This is a genomic window from Micromonospora sp. NPDC006431, assembly GCF_042870725.1.
Lineage (GTDB): Bacteria > Actinomycetota > Actinomycetes > Mycobacteriales > Micromonosporaceae > Micromonospora.
The window spans coordinates 189,116-204,716 of record NZ_JBIAHQ010000001.1 but is presented as its reverse complement, the minus strand read 5'-3'; the positions used below and the strand labels follow the sequence as shown (position 1 = coordinate 204,716).

15 protein-coding genes and 1 pseudogene are annotated in these 15,601 nt (G+C 66.7%); 12 read left to right on the top strand and 4 right to left on the bottom strand.

All coding sequences use genetic code 11. The features are described from left to right. Window positions 1–134: 134 nt before the first annotated feature. The gene (locus ACFYM6_RS01000) at window positions 135–599 is read left to right on the top strand and encodes a GNAT family N-acetyltransferase (protein WP_387271036.1); all 465 of its coding nucleotides are present in this window, start codon (window positions 135–137) and stop codon (window positions 597–599) included. 3 nt (window positions 600–602) lie between these two features. On the opposite strand, the gene ACFYM6_RS00995 is transcribed toward ACFYM6_RS01000, so the two are convergent. After that, on the bottom strand, window positions 603–1,556 hold the full coding sequence (locus ACFYM6_RS00995; protein WP_387271827.1) for an L-threonylcarbamoyladenylate synthase: 954 nt from the start codon (window positions 1,554–1,556) through the stop codon (window positions 603–605). A 136-nt stretch (window positions 1,557–1,692) separates the two neighbouring features. Here ACFYM6_RS00995 and ACFYM6_RS00990 point away from each other — a divergent pair, with 136 nt between their 5' ends. After that, window positions 1,693–2,592: an aminoglycoside phosphotransferase family protein gene (locus ACFYM6_RS00990; protein ID WP_387271034.1), complete on the top strand. Its 900-nt coding sequence runs from the start codon at window positions 1,693–1,695 to the stop codon at window positions 2,590–2,592. A 216-nt stretch (window positions 2,593–2,808) separates the two neighbouring features. Beyond that, window positions 2,809–3,162: a DUF4190 domain-containing protein gene (locus ACFYM6_RS00985; RefSeq protein ID WP_387271032.1), complete on the top strand. Its 354-nt coding sequence runs from the start codon at window positions 2,809–2,811 to the stop codon at window positions 3,160–3,162. Window positions 3,163–3,497: 335 nt separating this feature from the next. Here the strand turns inward: ACFYM6_RS00985 and ACFYM6_RS00980 are convergent, their stop codons facing one another. Together ACFYM6_RS00980 and ACFYM6_RS00975 are read right to left on the bottom strand one after the other, a co-directional pair. Further along, entirely contained in the window at window positions 3,498–4,757 is a 1,260-nt protein-coding gene (locus tag ACFYM6_RS00980; protein WP_387271030.1) for a hypothetical protein, read from the bottom strand. A gap of 2 nt (window positions 4,758–4,759) precedes the next feature. Continuing rightward, complete coding sequence (locus ACFYM6_RS00975; protein WP_387271028.1) at window positions 4,760–5,275, bottom strand: SigE family RNA polymerase sigma factor; 516 nt, start codon at window positions 5,273–5,275, stop codon at window positions 4,760–4,762. A gap of 355 nt (window positions 5,276–5,630) precedes the next feature. Between ACFYM6_RS00975 and ACFYM6_RS00970 the strand changes: the two are divergent. The 9 genes and pseudogenes from ACFYM6_RS00970 to ACFYM6_RS00930 all read left to right on the top strand — a co-directional run. Further along, window positions 5,631–5,834: pseudogene (locus ACFYM6_RS00970) on the top strand (tyrosine-type recombinase/integrase); the annotation flags it as partial. 914 nt (window positions 5,835–6,748) lie between these two features. Further along, on the top strand, window positions 6,749–8,266 hold the full coding sequence (locus tag ACFYM6_RS00965; protein ID WP_387271026.1) for a hypothetical protein: 1,518 nt from the start codon (window positions 6,749–6,751) through the stop codon (window positions 8,264–8,266). Between the two features lie 53 nt (window positions 8,267–8,319). Next, on the top strand, window positions 8,320–8,805 hold the full coding sequence (locus ACFYM6_RS00960) for a hypothetical protein (RefSeq protein WP_387271024.1): 486 nt from the start codon (window positions 8,320–8,322) through the stop codon (window positions 8,803–8,805). Window positions 8,806–9,029: 224 nt separating this feature from the next. Next, window positions 9,030–9,242, top strand: a complete 213-nt coding sequence (locus ACFYM6_RS00955; protein WP_387271022.1) for a hypothetical protein — start codon at window positions 9,030–9,032, stop codon at window positions 9,240–9,242. Window positions 9,243–9,465: 223 nt separating this feature from the next. Continuing rightward, window positions 9,466–9,819: a hypothetical protein gene (locus ACFYM6_RS00950; RefSeq protein ID WP_387271020.1), complete on the top strand. Its 354-nt coding sequence runs from the start codon at window positions 9,466–9,468 to the stop codon at window positions 9,817–9,819. 868 nt (window positions 9,820–10,687) lie between these two features. Beyond that, entirely contained in the window at window positions 10,688–11,284 is a 597-nt protein-coding gene (locus ACFYM6_RS00945; protein WP_387271018.1) for a DUF4241 domain-containing protein, read from the top strand. 138 nt (window positions 11,285–11,422) lie between these two features. Continuing rightward, on the top strand, window positions 11,423–12,346 hold the full coding sequence (locus ACFYM6_RS00940; protein WP_387271016.1) for a helix-turn-helix domain-containing protein: 924 nt from the start codon (window positions 11,423–11,425) through the stop codon (window positions 12,344–12,346). 8 nt (window positions 12,347–12,354) lie between these two features. Beyond that, window positions 12,355–13,146, top strand: a complete 792-nt coding sequence (locus ACFYM6_RS00935; RefSeq protein WP_387271014.1) for a tyrosine-type recombinase/integrase — start codon at window positions 12,355–12,357, stop codon at window positions 13,144–13,146. Window positions 13,147–13,551: 405 nt separating this feature from the next. Then, on the top strand, window positions 13,552–14,496 hold the full coding sequence (locus ACFYM6_RS00930) for a DNA-methyltransferase (RefSeq protein WP_387271012.1): 945 nt from the start codon (window positions 13,552–13,554) through the stop codon (window positions 14,494–14,496). A gap of 45 nt (window positions 14,497–14,541) precedes the next feature. Here the strand turns inward: ACFYM6_RS00930 and ACFYM6_RS00925 are convergent, their stop codons facing one another. Beyond that, complete coding sequence (locus tag ACFYM6_RS00925) at window positions 14,542–15,486, bottom strand: hypothetical protein (RefSeq protein WP_387271011.1); 945 nt, start codon at window positions 15,484–15,486, stop codon at window positions 14,542–14,544. Between the last annotated feature and the right edge of the window lie 115 nt (window positions 15,487–15,601).

Sequence of the window (15,601 nt, the reverse complement as noted above, 5' to 3'; positions counted from 1 at the left end):
GCCGGCCGGGGCGGCGATCCGGGGCTCAGCCACGCTCAGAGATGGCCTCGATGAGGTCGCCCACCGGGCGCTCCGGCAGTGACCGGCATGCCCTTGAGGCGGTTGTCGTCGCCGACCGTCACTAGAGTGCCGGCATGTCCTCGCCCCGCCTCGAGAAGATCACGCCGGACAACGTCCTGGCCGCCTGCGCCATCGCGATCCGACCCGACCAGGAGGGCCTGGTCGCGCCGGTCGCCCGATCGCTCGCCGAGGCGTACACCCAGCCGGCGGTCGCCTGGCCACGGCTGATCGTCGACGGCGACCGTCCGGTGGGCTTCGTGATGGGCTTCCTCGACGTGTCGTGGCGCCCCGACGACGATCCGACCGACCTCCGCTCGGGGCTCTGGCGGCTCAACATCGCCGCCGATGCGCAGGGCAAGGGGTACGGGCGGTTCGCCGTCCAGGCGCTGGCGGAGGAACTCCGCCAGCGCGGCTGCACCAGGCTGACCGTCACCTGGGTGCCGGGCGACCACGGTCCGGAGCGCTTCTACCGGCAGCTCGGCTTCCGGTTGACCGGTGAGACGAGCGGCGACCAGGTGGTCGGCGAGCTGGACCTGTGACGGTCAGTGCCAGGTGGCGGCGGCGCGCCGCAACCGATCGTTGATCGCCCGCCCCACGCCGACCTCGGGGACCGGCTCGGCGACGATCTCGGTCACCCCGGCCGCGTCGAGCCGGTGCAGGGCGTCGAAGAGCCGCGCGGCTGCCGCCGTCAGCTCACCCTCGGGCGACAGCACCTCCACCGCCGCCCACCCGGCGGCCGTCGGGCGTTCACGGAAGGCCAGGAAACCCCGCCGGCCGCCGTCCCCCGGCGCCGACTCCGCCGGCCCCAACCGCAACGGGGTACGCGGGGCGTAGTGCGCGGCCAGCGTCCCGGGTGCCACCGGCTGCCCTGAACTGCCCAGCCGTATCTCGACCGGCCCGACCGCCTCGACCAGCGCCTCGACCGGCAGCGCACCCAGCCGGAGCACCACCGGGCGCTCGCCGCGGGCGTCCACGATCGTCGACTCGATCCCGCACCGGGTGGGCCCACCGTCCAGCACCACGTCCACCGCGTCGCCCAGCCCGGCCACCACGTGCTCGGCCCGGGTCGGGCTGAGCTGCCCGAACCGGTTGGCGCTGGGCGCGGCCACCGGCACCCCGGCGGCAGCGATCAGCGCGCGGGCGGACGGCTCGTCCGGCACCCGGACCGCCATGGTGTCCAGGCCTGAGGTGACGATCGACGGGATCGCCGCCGGCCGGTCCACGATCAGGGTGAGCGGGCCGGGCCAGAAGCGCTCGACCAGCGCGGCGACCGCCGGTGGCACCGCACCGACCAGGCCCGCCAGGTCGGCGGCGTCGGCCAGGTGGCTGATCAGCGGGTCGAAGCTGGGCCGGGCCTTCGCCTCGAAGATGCGGGCGGCCGCCCGGGCGTCGAGGGCGTTCGCGCCCAGCCCGTAGACCGTCTCGGTGGGAAAGGCGACCAGCCCACCGGCACGCAGGACGGAGGCGGCCTCGGCGATGCCGCTGTCGGCCGGCAGAACGCGCGGGGATCCGGTGCTCACGCCCCGACGCTAGCCTGCCGCCGGAGGCGGGTCGCGCCGGGTCGACCGAGCTGTTGCCGTCGGCCCCGAAACCGGGTTGTCCGGCTCGGCGGAACCACCCAGGATGTTCGCCATGACCCGGGTGAAGATGCACGCCGACGAGGTGGAGACCGACGTCGCCCTCGTCCGTCGACTGGTCGCCGGGCAGTTCCCGCACTGGGCCGACCTGGCGATCCGGCTGGTCCCCTCGTACGGGACGGACCACGACATCTACCGGCTCGGCGCGGATCTGGTGGTCCGGCTGCCCCGGATCGGCTGGGCTACCGAGCAGGCGGTGCGGGAGGCCGAGTGGCTGCCCCGGCTGGCCCCGCACCTCCCGCTCGCCCTGCCGGTGCCACTCGTGCGGGGACGCCCCGCCGAGGGCTACCCGTTCGACTGGTCGGTGTACGAGTGGCTGCCCGGCGAGAACGCCAACGGCACCCTCGCCGACCTGGACCAGGCGGCGGTCGACCTCGCCGCGTTCATCACCGCGCTGCGGGGAATCGACACCACCGGCGCGTACCCCCGGAAGCCCGGCGGCCGGGGCAGCGACCTGGCCGAGTTCGACGACGGCGTACGCCGGTCGGTGGCGCAGCTCGGCGACCGCGTCGACGGCGCCGCGACGCTGCGCGCCTGGCAGGAGTCGCTGGACGCCCCGGCGTGGGACGGGCCGGGCGTGTGGGTGCACGGGGACCTGCTGCCCGGCAACCTGCTGGTCGTGGCCGGCCGCTTCTCCGCCGTCATCGACTTCGGCGGGCTCAACGTCGGCGACCCGGCCTGCGACCTGCAACCGGCCTGGAACGTCTTCGCCGGTCGCAGCCGGGAACGGTTCCGCGCCGAACTGGACGTGGACGACGCCTCGTGGCTGCGCGGCCGCGGCTGGGCCCTGCTCCAGGCGGTGAACGCGCTGCCGTACTACTGGGACACCAACCCGGGGATCGTCCGTCAGGCGTCGCACGCGCTGGCCGAGGTCCTCGCCGACGCCGCCCGCTGACCGGATCCCCTCAGGGCGTCAGCGGGCCGTCCAGGATGCGCTGGCCGGCCTGCTGATCGCCGGTCCAGGACTCTGGCTAGGTCAGCCGGTCTACGGATGGCTGTACAGCCGCCTTCTGATCCATCCTGGTGTCTCCAGTCATGATCCTCAGGCGGGCGGGCATCGTGGCGCCGCAGCCGGAGCATCCGAGCGGCGAAGAGAAGGTAGGACCTGCCCATGACCGGTCAGCTCTCTGAGAATCAGCGAAGGTACAACCCTCTGGCGATCATGGCCGGCTGCATGGGCCTGGTTCCGCTGCTGTACGCCAGCACGGGCCTGACTGGGCTGAAATTCCTGCAGCTCGAAGTTTCAATCCCTGTGCTGGTGCTCGCCGGATGCGCGATTGCCGTAGGCGTCGTGGGACTGAAGCAGATCAAGACGACTGGGCAACGTGGTCGCGGTCTGGCGATTGCCGGGTGCGTGGCTGGCGCAGCCGCATTTGCGGTCCTGGTTCTGGCTTTCCTCTTCGTGGCTCTGACCGTGGGGAACTGGTCGACTCACACCTGCGCCCCGCCCGACCCCTGCTGGTAGGCGGCCCAGGGCGATCCAGGGGCTTGACCTGACCGCAGCGAGAGGGGCGTTGTGGTCGAACGAGTTGGCCTTGGCTGGTCGCCTCTTTCGTCGAGCCACACGGGACGTCTGACTGAACATCGGAAGGTCGGCGGTTCGACCTCGCCCCTGACCACATAGCCTTTCGCCGGGCTACAGAGGTCCCCACCTGAGGAAACGTCGGCGGGGATCTTGCTGTTGGGGTGCCTGCCGGATCAATCGCCGGAGACAAACGTCCACTGGTGGCCGAAGCGGGACCGACCGCGCCGCATCGTCGGGAGCGCCCCGGGGGCGGTGCGGGACCGCCCCCGGACCGGTCACCGGCAGGTCCAGCGCACCGGCCGGACCTGGTCGTCGGACTCGAGCTTCCCGCCGAGCACCCGGCCGTCGTCGCTGAAACTGGTCACCCCGCCCTGCCGCGCGCCGCGCCAGCCGTCCGGCACGGGCAGTTTCACCGACCTCGTGTCGGTGATCACGCCGGGGACGTCATCGGAGACCCAACCGGCCATCCAGCCCCGACCATTGCCGGTCCCGGACCAGAGGGCGCCCTTCAGTACGTCCACCTGCCCGGTCCGCAGGTCGATCCGCACCGGGTACCTGGTTATGCCGTTCCGGGGAACCACCTTGGTGTCGCGTTCGGCGGTGCCGGTCACCCAGCCACCGGCCAACGACAGGGGCAGGAACCGGTCGGCCTTCCCGCCGGGCACCCGCGGCAACGGCAGCACCTCCGGCCGGGCGGCGCCCGGACGCCACACAACCGCGCGCGTGGGCTTGTCCGGGTGCCCGTCGGACATCGCGGCCAGGACGGTGCCGTCTTCGTCGATGCCGATGGCCGCGCCCTCCCACTGCGGGCCGGGCAGTGGCAGGTCGACCGGCCGGCTCCGGTATGAGTCCCAGACCACCGGCAGTTGCTTGGACCCCGGCTCCCAGGCGTGCCCCAGGCTGCGGTAGCCGACGATCCGGCCAGCGTCGTTGACGGCCGTCGCGCCCTCGGACGTTCCCCCGGGCAGGCGGATGACCTCGCCGTCGCGCACCGCCCACGCCCGCAACTCGTTGCCGGCCCCTAACGACGAACCCACAGCCAGGCCTGCCCGGTTCACATCCGTCAACTCCTGCATCGAGCCCGGCAGCTCGACCTCCCGGACCCGGTCCCCCTCCCAGATCAGCAGGCCGATATCCATGCGACCCTGCCCCTGCGGGGCCCGACGGCCCACCAGCCACCGGCCGTCCGGGTCACCGCCGGTGACTGCGGCCAGTGGATCGCCCGGCACGGGCAGCAGCGTGGCCGTACACACCCCCTGCCACGGGCCGGTCGGCCGCGGTTCCGGCAACGGCATCGACGGGCTGGGGCTCGCGGCCGGCGCAGGCGCCGCCCGCCCGTCCCCGCCCAGCGCCGCCGGCAGCGCGGCCATCGCCAGCACACCCAGCGCGGCCGCCCCGGCCGCCGCCACCCGGCGGTTGCGCCGCCGCCGGCGGGCCTCCTGGATCGCCCCCGGCAGGTCGATCCGGGGCGGGCCCGCCGGCTCGTCGTCCAGCCACCGCAGCCGGTCGGCGACGTGTTCGTCGTCGGTCCTCATGCTCACCGCTCCTTTCCGGTCCGGCCGGCCATCTCACGGTCCCCGAGCAGCCGTCGCATCGCCGCCAGGCCGTGCGAGGTCTGGCTCTTCACCGTGCCGGGCGAGCAGCCCAGCGTCCGGGCCACCTCCTCCACCGGCAGGTCGTGCAGGAAACGCAGCACCAGCACCGCTCGCTGGCGGGGCGGCACCTTGGCCAGGGCGTCGCGCAGCACGGTCTGCTCCTCGACGCTCCGGTCCTCGGTGGACCGCACGTCGGGTGGCCCGCCGAACAGGTGCACCCGCCACCAGCCGCGCCGCCGGGTGTCCAGGAAGTGCCGGACCAGCACCGTACGGACGTACGCGTCGAGCTGCTCGACCTCAGCGATCCGCGCCCAGCGCAGGTAGAGCCGCGTGGCGGTCTCCTGCACCAGGTCGTCGGCCAGGTCGCGGTCGCCGCAGAGTCCGTACGCGAGCCGCCGCAGCGCCGGCAGGCGCGCCGTGACGTACTCGACGTATTCCTGGTCCGATGCGTCCGGCATCCGGCCACCTCCCTGGGGTTCGCTGTTCCAGACGGCACCGCGCCGGAAACGGTTGTACGCGATCATGGAACAGGCCCGAGGACGGCCGGATGGAGATCCCTGAGAGCCTTCGGTGGACCGCCCAGATCCCGGCGGGCCGGGCCTGGCGGGCGGTGCTGCCGGACCGGCTGGCGGAGTGCGTCGCGCAGTGGGACCTGCGGGTGGTGGGACCCCCAGACAGGACCGCAGGTTCTGGACGAAGGCTAGGTGAGCGCTCATCGGCCATGACAGGACGTTTCGTCGGCAGCCGACCTACCGCTAGACGGCTGAAACTTGCCGCACATCATCTGGCGGGCATGTGCCGTGCTCTGTCGTAGAGCACGGCGGCTTCCACGCTCTACGGCACTTCTTCGCCACGACGCTGATCACCAACCACGTGAACCCGAAGGAAGTCCAACGGGCACTGCGGCATGGCACCCTGCAAATCACCCTGGAGACTTACGTCCACTTCTGGCCACGCCGAGAGCGCCGACGCGGCGACGTGTTGCAGTCCGCCGCCGGCCGCAGGGACCATCGGTAATGTGGTCCCAACGATCTTGGGACGTGTTTCGCCGCAGTTCAGAGACGGTATTGGTGGAGCCCAGGGGACTTGAACCCCTAAGCCGCACGACGAAAGCTGGACGACCGAAAACGGACGTACCGGCCCTGTGACCTCGGGTGCGGTCCTCGCCGTCTCTCGACTCTTCGCATGCCTTCTCGCCCTCGGTTGTGCCGGATCTGTGCCCGACGATCTTGGCGGTTCGCTCAGCCGGCCTTGGTCGGGCGTGGGTGCCGACGGCTTCACACCTGGTTCGTGGTTCTTCTTGTTCGTTGGGCCGAAGCATTCCTCCCCTCAAAGCCCTGGCCATTGGGACTTACACCAAGGCGAGATGAGCCCACAGGTGTGAAAACCCTTTGTACACAGGGTGTGTAACGCATAACCCCAGGTCACACGGCCCTAAGGTCAGGATCCTCCCCAGCCGTCCACAAGTGATCCACAGTGCACCCACTTACCCGTCCAGCGCTGTCCACAGGTTGTCCCGAGGCTCGTCCACCGGCGTGGTTGTGTGGTGTCGGCCCTACGTGCTGTGATCGATCGCGAGGGCTTACGCCGCTGAAGTTCAGGTCCCCGTAGCCTGCGACTTAGGTGCAGGACGGGAATTGCCAGGCCCAGCGCAAGCCCTCTAAAGCACGGAGCGGCACCCGCCTCGGAACGGGTGCCGCATCGAACTCCGTGCCAGGTCCGCTACCGACGTCCACTGATAGGAGATCGCGTGCCTAGGCTAACAACCCGGCTGGACCCGGCCAACCGTCACGAACATCGCTCCAACCTAGGGCTCGGCCTTACTGAGCGACCCTCGGCCAACGGTCTATCCGGCTGGCTGACGGCACGTGCGGGTCTTCCGAGGTCCTTCGCCGCCCATCCGATGACGACGCCTGGCCGGCGGGTGGCAAATGTCTGACAGCCGCTACGTACCGAAGGCCCTAAAACTCTCCATCTTCGATGGGTTCATGACGCGCGCGATGATTGCCGCTGACAGAGAGGAAGACTCGACGGTCCGGCAACAGCCGAGCGAGGTGGTTGAACGCATCGCCAGGCGCTACACCCACCAACTTATAGCGCTTGACCCAAGTCAGCTATCTCGCTCACAGGTCTACGTGACATCGGTCAGAACCGGGAAGCGGATAGGCGACGGTGCAGAGGAGCTGCCAGGCCAGGCGGTCACAGTAAGGATTCCCTTCACCGGATCGAAGCAACTCGTTCAGTACGCGATCCTCACATACTCCCAGATAAAGCCGCAGGTCGCCGACCACGCCGTTGAGCTAACAATTCAATCTCCAGGCCGACTCACACCCTCGACGATCAATTCGCGGGTCGCCGAATTCATCGCAGATGTCAACAGCTGCGTCGATAAGGCGAACACTGATGCCGCCCAGTTCAATGCTCAACTACGAAGCGCGCTTCGATCCAAGATTTACGACCGCAAAGACCTACTCGACGACACGGCCGACCTCGATGCCGCACTGACAATCCCCCTTGCAGCCGTGACCGGTCAAGCAAGGGTAGAGGTACCAGTGCAGCGCAAGAGCATTCGGGTGCAAGAGCCGGAAGCTGATTCCCCTTCGACCGAGCCTCATGTCTCACGGCTCATCTATGAAGACGTGCTCCGAACACTTAGTAGCTTCGGTCGAGCAATGGAGCGCCTTCCAGACACAGCTAGGAGCCTTGGCGAGGAGGCAATTCGCGACTTAGCCCTCTTCGTACTAAACGCAAACTACGAGGGCGCAGCTTCTGGCGAGGTCTTCAATGGGGCCGGCAAAACCGACGTCCTTCTGAAGTACCAAAACAAAAGCGCCTTCATTGGTGAGTTCAAGTTCTGGGGTGGCCCGAAGGCTTTCTCAAGCGCCATCAATCAGCTCTGCAGTTACCTCACGTGGCGCGACACCAAAGCGGCCCTTGTTCTTCTAGTCAAGGACGTTAGAGCAACCACTGCGATTGAAGGCGCGGATCAGGCAATCCGCTTACATCCTCAGTTTCGGCAGGCGAGGCCGAACGACCGACCGATGGAGAGGAGAGATTACGTCCTGGCATCCAACACCGACGCCGATCGGCTGATTTCCATCGCGCTGCTGCCTGTGGTTATACCTGACCCCCGCAGTAAGGCCGATCAGGTCACAGAAGATCCCGCACCTTCCGCTGCACCCCTGCAGGGCTACCCTACTGCGGCAGACGTTCGACGGGCATGGCCGGATATCGTCACCCGGGTTTCCCAAAAGTCGCTGCGGATAGGCGCCCTGTATCGCGACGGTCAAATCAATGCAGTCGAGGGCGACAGCCTCGTTTTAAACTTCAGAAGCAAACTGTTGTCCGTCATGGCCATCGAAAGCTCGCAACACCTGACAGACGCACTGCACGAAGAGTTCGGCGTTAGGTTCTCCATCAATTGCCAAGTGGTTCCCCACTCCTCATAATCTGCCTTCCCAGACCTAGCTACTCGGCAGTTACTCGCGTATGGTCTGGTGGTGTGAACTGGACGACGATGGCCCAAACCTTGATACCGCTGGGGATTGGCTGGCTGCTCTCGGAGGTGGGAACCGGATATCAAGCTCGCCGAAGTCGCAAGGCTGGCCTGCGGGACCGTGCCGACGAATTTGAAGCCAGCGTATTGCGGGACGTAATGGCTGCGCTAGATGGAGCGTACGATGCAGCCTCAGACTTGGCGCTAAATCTAGATACGGCACATGGCAACGCGCCTTGGCCTGAGCGTGCTCCATATGTCCAGCGCTTGGGCCGCCAGACGTTTGAGGCCAGGCGACATCTTGCCCTTCTGCCTGACGATGACGCAAAAGCCAAAGCGTCTAAGGTCCTAGATTTGATGATCGAGCTGACACACGCCAATAACACGTCAGGAGATATCGCAAGGATCTGGAAGCCTGTCGATAAGTTGTTCTTGGAAGCCCGCGAACGCTTTGGGATCAGGCTACGGCAGCTGTACAAGCGGCCAAGGTGAGCGCCCGCCATCCCGATGCTCACTGGATGTCAAGCTCCGTCGCCCGCCGTCTCGCCGGCGGAGCTTGACTCCTTCGTCCCGAAAGAACAATCAGCCGCCGCTGACCTGGGCGAGTAGACGGGGTGAGCTGCCAGAACAGTCCACCACCGTCCGTGGGCGTCCGGCGTCGGCCGACTCGGTCGTCACCCAGTTGGTCACCCAATTGATCGACTTACACTGGTGCCATGCGGCGACGGGATGTGGTCTGGTGGGCCTTGGTCGGCGCAACCGTGTCGGCCTGGCTCGTCATCGGCGTCTGGATCTATCTCGGCGGGGAACCCTCTCACCTGTTCTTTGCGCTCATGCTCGTCTGGGGGGTCGCTCTGTCTGCGGCTCGCCACATCTTCCGCGTGCGGGCCATCTGGCCGAAGCGTTCACCGCACGGTGTCAGACGTTGAAGCGGAACATAGAGCCGCTGTCCCGCCACCAGCATGAACGGCCGGCGACACCTGCTCACACGGCGTCTCGGGCTGCCATCGTTGGTCGTTGTTTGACGACGTTTCACGGTGTCTTGTGACCCCTGTGTGCCCCGAAGGCGTGTGGACAGCGAAGCCAGCACGGCGCAGGAACCTCCCGTGGCTCGACCCGCACCGCCGTCTGCGCTCTACCTATGATCGAGAGGTGGATCAGGCCGCCCTGATTGCTCTGCTGAGCGAGTCACCAGATCCTTACCCGGATTGCCTCGCAGCACTTGAGGCCGGATGGCCGTTCACAGTGTTTGACAAGTCGGAACGGGCCAGCCACTTCGCCGCGATTTATCAGTTTCGTGAGGAGCTGGTCAAGGAGAACGGCGGTCCAACTGCTGGCTGGCATCCGGGCCTTGAAGCACTGGCGGCAGCGGGAGACCAACCAGTACGAGTCGGAGTCGTGCGGGTCGCCGACCCTCCTCGGAGTTTCATTCTCTTTCTCTCGGTCGACGCCTCCGCAGTCGTCGCGTGCATCGGCACCCGGCCCGCCGCGTCAAGCGGACCTTGACGCGCGTACGGGCGCTGCCGGAACTGCCGGAGTCGGCTCTCGTGTCACGGACCGCGCCCCCGGCGGACACCGCCACAGTGGCGCAGTTGACCCAACCTCGCCCGGCACGGACCCGGCTCCCGGGGTCGGAGCTGGCCACCGGCGGACACCCTCCCCCTCCCAGGTGAGCGGTTGACCTGACCCTGAGCGGCCGCGGAGCCGGCTCCTGGACGACCGGCATGCCCTCGGCGGCCACCGCCCCCATGCTTGGGGCTTGCCGCGCGGACCCCCGGCGCGCCCTTCCCTGCGCCGCGCTGCTCAGGCGCGGCGCGGCCGGCTGCCGGCGACGAGCCTCCACCACTCTTCCCCGCTATCCGTCTACGGCGGCCCCGGGCTCCCCGCTCTCCGCGCCAGCCGCCGGGCGTCCGGCGTGACGGCCGCAGAGCGACAGCGGCAGCGGCCGGCGCGCGCCCAGGCGGCGGCGCGTGCGGCCCGTTGCGGGCCGCCTTGAAGACGTACAGAAACTTTGAACCACTTCGCCGGCTGCCGGCTGTCCGATCTCGGGACCTGCGTGACAGATCGGTATCAGGACCTGCGTGACACTCCGGCGGGGGTTGTCGTAGATCATCCTGAGGGAGCTCTTCATCGACCGGAGGGGGCACGGATGTGGAGTCGACGGCAAACGCTGAGGCTCGCGCTTGCGGCAGCGGCCAGCGGTGGCGGAATCCTCCTCGGTGGGTGCTCGACCCGCTCACCTTTTGATCGGCCGGAAACCCCTCGCTCCCTGGCACCCGAAGAGTCCAGCCCGTGGCCGCCTCCTGAGCAGACAGCCCACCTGTTCCGACCAGGGTCACGGCACCTGCTCGACGGTGGGGAGTGGGCGACCGCGATGGCGCTGCCCGCGGGCGATCTGCATCTGCCCAGCGGCAAGCTGGTAGCAGCTGACCCCAGTTGGCTGATGAGCTGGGAACGGTCGGGCATCGCACCCTTTACCGCAACGGTGCCGCCAGGCACCTATCCGTTGACGCTCGCTTTGGTCGAGTGGCCGGAGGACAAGCGCGTCGCAGCGGCGAAGCTGGCGATCCGCGACGAGACGGTAGCGGCCTGGGAGATGGCATTGCGACCCGGCCAGGACCCCACCATCCTTCGCGAGGGCGAGGCGTTCACCGTCGGCGTCGACGTGGCCACCATCGCCCTGTTCGACACGGTGGCGCTTGAAGCGATGGCCAAACGGACCGAGGAGGACCCAGGCTCCTACTACGTGGCCGAGGCGGACCGCCCGGTCGAGCTACAGGATCCCGCCTCGGGCGCCAACCTCATCGCCTTCAATACCGGCTGGGGCGACGGCGGTTATCCCGTCTGGGTTGGTCGTACGTCTAGCGGCGCAGTCGCCTGCTTCCTCGTCGACATGGCCATGCTGGCACCGCCGCCAACGCCCAGCGGCTCCCCATCCTCACCAAGGACCGCCGTAAGTCCTCGTCCCTGACGGAGCTAGAGAGCAACAAGATCGTCTAGCCGCTCGTGTAACCCACGTCCCGAGACTGATCTGTCACGCAGGTCCTGAGACCCGACATCGCCGGCTGCCGGCCGGCCATGGTGGCTCCGCTCCGGTTGGACCGGCCGTGTGTCCTGGCGTTGTCGCAGGTCAACCGGTAGGATCGTGCATATACACGGAGAGGTCGGGGTGTCGGTGCCAGGATCAGCGGAGCCCGAGCAGGTAGCGGCTCGGCATCGGCTTGGGCTGGAGCTCCGCCGGCTACGGGAGAGCGCGGGTTTGACCGGGCAGGATCTCGCTGCCCAGCTCGGTTGGTCTCAGTCCAAGGTGAGCCGCATCGAACAGGCGCGCACTCGCGCCACCGTCGACGATATCCAGGTACTTCTAGCCCTGCTAAACGTTTCAGCATCGGCACGCGATCACGTCCTTGCCTTGGCTGAACGTGCCGCCTCTGGGTCCTGGCGCAATTCCACTGGTGTCGGACTGACTCGGCGTCAGCAGGACTTCATCGCTCTGGAAGCCTCTGCCTCGGAGATCCTTCACTACAACCCGATCCTGCTACCCGGCTACATGCAATCCGAGGAGTACGCCCGCCGGGTGATCGACATGGCGGGAGCCTCGAACGAGGAGCGGGCGGTGGAGTACCGGCTAGCTCGGCGGCTCACGATGCTCGGCAAGAGCGGCCCCATGTATCGGGTTGTGCTGCTGGAGACTGCTCTTCGCTGGCGGCCGGTCCCGCCCGACGCCATGGCGCGGCAATTGGACAACCTTGCCGAGTACGCGGCTCGCGACAACGTTGATCTCCGTATCGTGGCTTTCGACCGGGAGCAATCGTCGTTCATGCAACATCCGCTCATGGTCTTCAGGTTCAGTCCGCCGGCCCCCGCTCGCGGATTGATTGAGACCACAGCGGCTGACTATCACCTGACGGACGCGCCAAGCGTGGAGCGCCTGATCGATAACTTTGAGCAACTGTCTTCCTCCGCACTGTCACGAAGTGATTCACTGGCGTTGATCCACAGGGTCGCTCGCGCCCTTGTGGACGGTCAGTAGTCAGTTCGTTGAAGTTGTACTTCGAGCTGCTCGATGCCGTGCTGAATGCCGCCGTCACCGACAAGCTGATCGCGGACAACCCCTGCGACGGGGTCAAGCTGGCCCAGGTGCTACGCGGCCTTTCGCGGGCACCGAAATGGGTGCCCACCGAAGGTGAAGTCCTGGCGCTGCTCGACGTCGTGCCGGCCCGCTACCGGGCGGCAATCTGGCTGGGTGCAGGTCAGGGCTGCCGCCTCGGCGAAGCCCTCGGGATGGAGCACGGTACCCGCTGCCTCGACACCGGCGCGGCAGACCTACACGTCGTCCAGCAACTCCGGTACGCGCCCAAGCAGTACGGCGGGTTCTACCTCAGCGAACCCAAGGCGGGATCATCCGGCACCATCGACCTGGACCCCGTCGTCGGCCAAGTCCTCACCGAGCATGTCCGGGACTTCCCACCCGTGCCGGTCGAGCTGGTCGACATCACCTCGGGCGACCCGGTCCGCCGGTCGGTGCCGTTGCTGTTCACCACCACGCGCGGCAATCCGTTCACCGACCGGACCTGGTCGCGGGAATGGGCCGACTGGCGGGATGCGGCCGGTTGGCCAAAAGAGCACGGCACGTTTCACGCTCTGCGGCACTTCTTCGCCACCACGCTGATCACGAACCACGCGGAGCCACAGGAAGTGCAGCGGCTACTCCGACACAAGACGCTGCGAATCACGCTGGAGACGTACGTGCACTGGTGGCCGAAGCGGGAGCGTCAACGCGGCCTGGTGGGCTCGATCCTGCAAGCCGCTGCGAGGAAGCCGCGAGGCTGAGACGAGACAAGATCAATGCTGGTTTGGGCCGGATCTGTGCCGCTTGATCTTGCCTCGGCAAAACGCCTGGTCAGAGGCGGTGAGAGTGGAGCCCAGGGGACTTGAACCCCTAACCCGCAGGCAGATCCGATACCGGCCTGAAGCGGACCGATCGGCGCCCGGACCTCGTCGGGAGCAGTCACCGCCCCTCGACGTTTTACAACCCTTGCGCCGTTTATCTGTACTGGCCTTGTACTACTTGATCTTGGGGATGGCCTCCGGTCGGCCTCCGGCAGCCGTGTGGTCAACGCCCCGGGACGCTGTCCGGTCCCTTCCGTCCCGCCCCGGCGCTGTACCGTCCGCCTACGCCCCTTGCGGCCGCGCCGCTTCAGCTGCTCAGGTCCCGACAAGCCCTAGGATCTGCCCATGACCAGTCAGTCTGACGATCAGTCACACGCCGGCGAGCCGGTGGCGGAGGTTCGCGAGGGCGACGCCTACGACCTGATGGCCAAACTCGCTCCCGACTCGGTCGATCTGATCATCACTTCGCCGCCCTACTGGGGACTTCGTACGTACGGCCAGGACCACAACGAGGACATCTTGGCCGAGTGGGTGGCTCAGGGCGGTAGCAAGGAGACGACTCCGCCGTATGACTGGTACAGGCACAACGGAGGTTGCCTCGGGCTAGAGCCGCTCCCGGAGTGGTTCGTCGACCACCTCGTTGAGATCTTCCAGCGAGGTGCAGCGGCGTTGAAGGCCGAGGGAAGCATCTGGGTCAACATCGGGGACACATATTTCGCCCGTTGGTCGAGTATCCGGATGGATGGCCGCCAGGGCCTCGGCGACAACCCGCGGATCCGTCGGAAGACCCCTATGGGTGGGTTCAGGCAGGAAAAGCAACTGTTGCTCATTCCGGCCCGCTTTGCCATCGCCATGCAGTCACAGCGTTGGATCCTGCGTAACGACCTCATCTGGGAGAAGCGGAACGTTCCTCCGCGTCCAGAGAAGGACAGGCTGCGGCTAGCGCACGAGCACTTCTTCCACTTCGTGAAGCGCCCGAAGGAAGGAAGGGCGAAGTACTACTACGACATGACAGCCGTTGAGGAGGGCGCGCGCGACGTGGTGTCGGTGAACGTGCGAGCCGGATCCGACGGGCACTCGGCCACCTTCCCCACGCAACTAATCAAACCGCGCATCATCAGCTCGTGCCCGGAAGACGGGCTAGTGCTAGACCCGTTCTGCGGCACTGGTCGGTCCCTTGCCGTTGCTCTGGAATCTGGACGTCAGGCGCTCGGCTTCGAAATGTCGCCAGCCTTCGCCGCCGCTGCACGCGACAACATCGCCGGTCTTCAAGGATCCTTTGACATTTAGCAGTGACGGGCGTCGCGCCATCGCGGCGTTGCGCCCGTCATCTACTTAAAACAGAGGGCTCTGCTGCAGGTCTGTGACTTCGGTTGGGCGCCCGTCCTTCTTGTGAACCTTCTTGATGAAGTCGGATCGCAAGTAGGTGATTGCGGCTCGGCTTGACGTTAGCGCCTTCAGGTACATGGGTAGCGTTGTGCGGACTGCCTCATGGAACACGAACGATAGTTGGCCATTCGAGTCAAGCGACCCGTTGTAGTCGAAGCTAACGAATGTAATATCCCACGGGTCGCCTACGGGAATGACGTCGAATTCGACGCGCGACCGAAGCTGCTGGAGAATTCGATGCTGTGTAACTACATAGAGCGGAACGCGTACCTGTTTGAGAAATTCGCCCTTCACAGCGACTTGAGTGCCGAGTCGCTTGTAAACGTTCCCCATGTTTACGCCATAGTCGATGGCGTCTTTTTTCCGTTTCTTGGCCTCGGCTTCTCGGGTGAAGTAGTCGCGCCACTCTGGAAGGTTGCCGTCTTCCCATGCTCTCCATGCCGGCCCCACCCCGCCGCCGCGTAGGTCGATCGCCTGGGCCTCGATAGCAATTAGGTCGGTTCCGTCGGGCGATGCGGGGTCGTCCCGGTAGGCGACGAAGTCAACGTTGAGCTTAGGCTGCAGCACTGCTGTGACCTCTGGAACCAACTTGGCCGGAGCGTCTCCAAAATGATCGCGAACTGTCCAATTGATGGGCTCGCCATCCAGTCTGTGGTCGCACACAGCATAAGGGTGCTGCTTCCCTTTATCCCACTCGGCTGAGTAGGTTACAGAGCAATATCCGTAGCCGTACTGGCGCTTCTTTTCGCAATCGTTACCCATGAACGGGCAAAGTTTCTCCGCCCAGGTCTGATGGGCCAAGGGGGATGGGCTGTCGTACGGGAATCCGTACGCCTCGACGATGGGGTATATGGATCCACGCTGGCTGGGAACCTTGGGTGTCCGCTTCACCCCGCTCACCCTAGCGGCCGTGCGCCGTCCTGTGTGTACGCCAGATGGGTCCGGCTGATCCGTGCAGGCTGATGACGCCGGCGGGTTGGTCCCCGATGGCGCGCGCTGCTCCTCG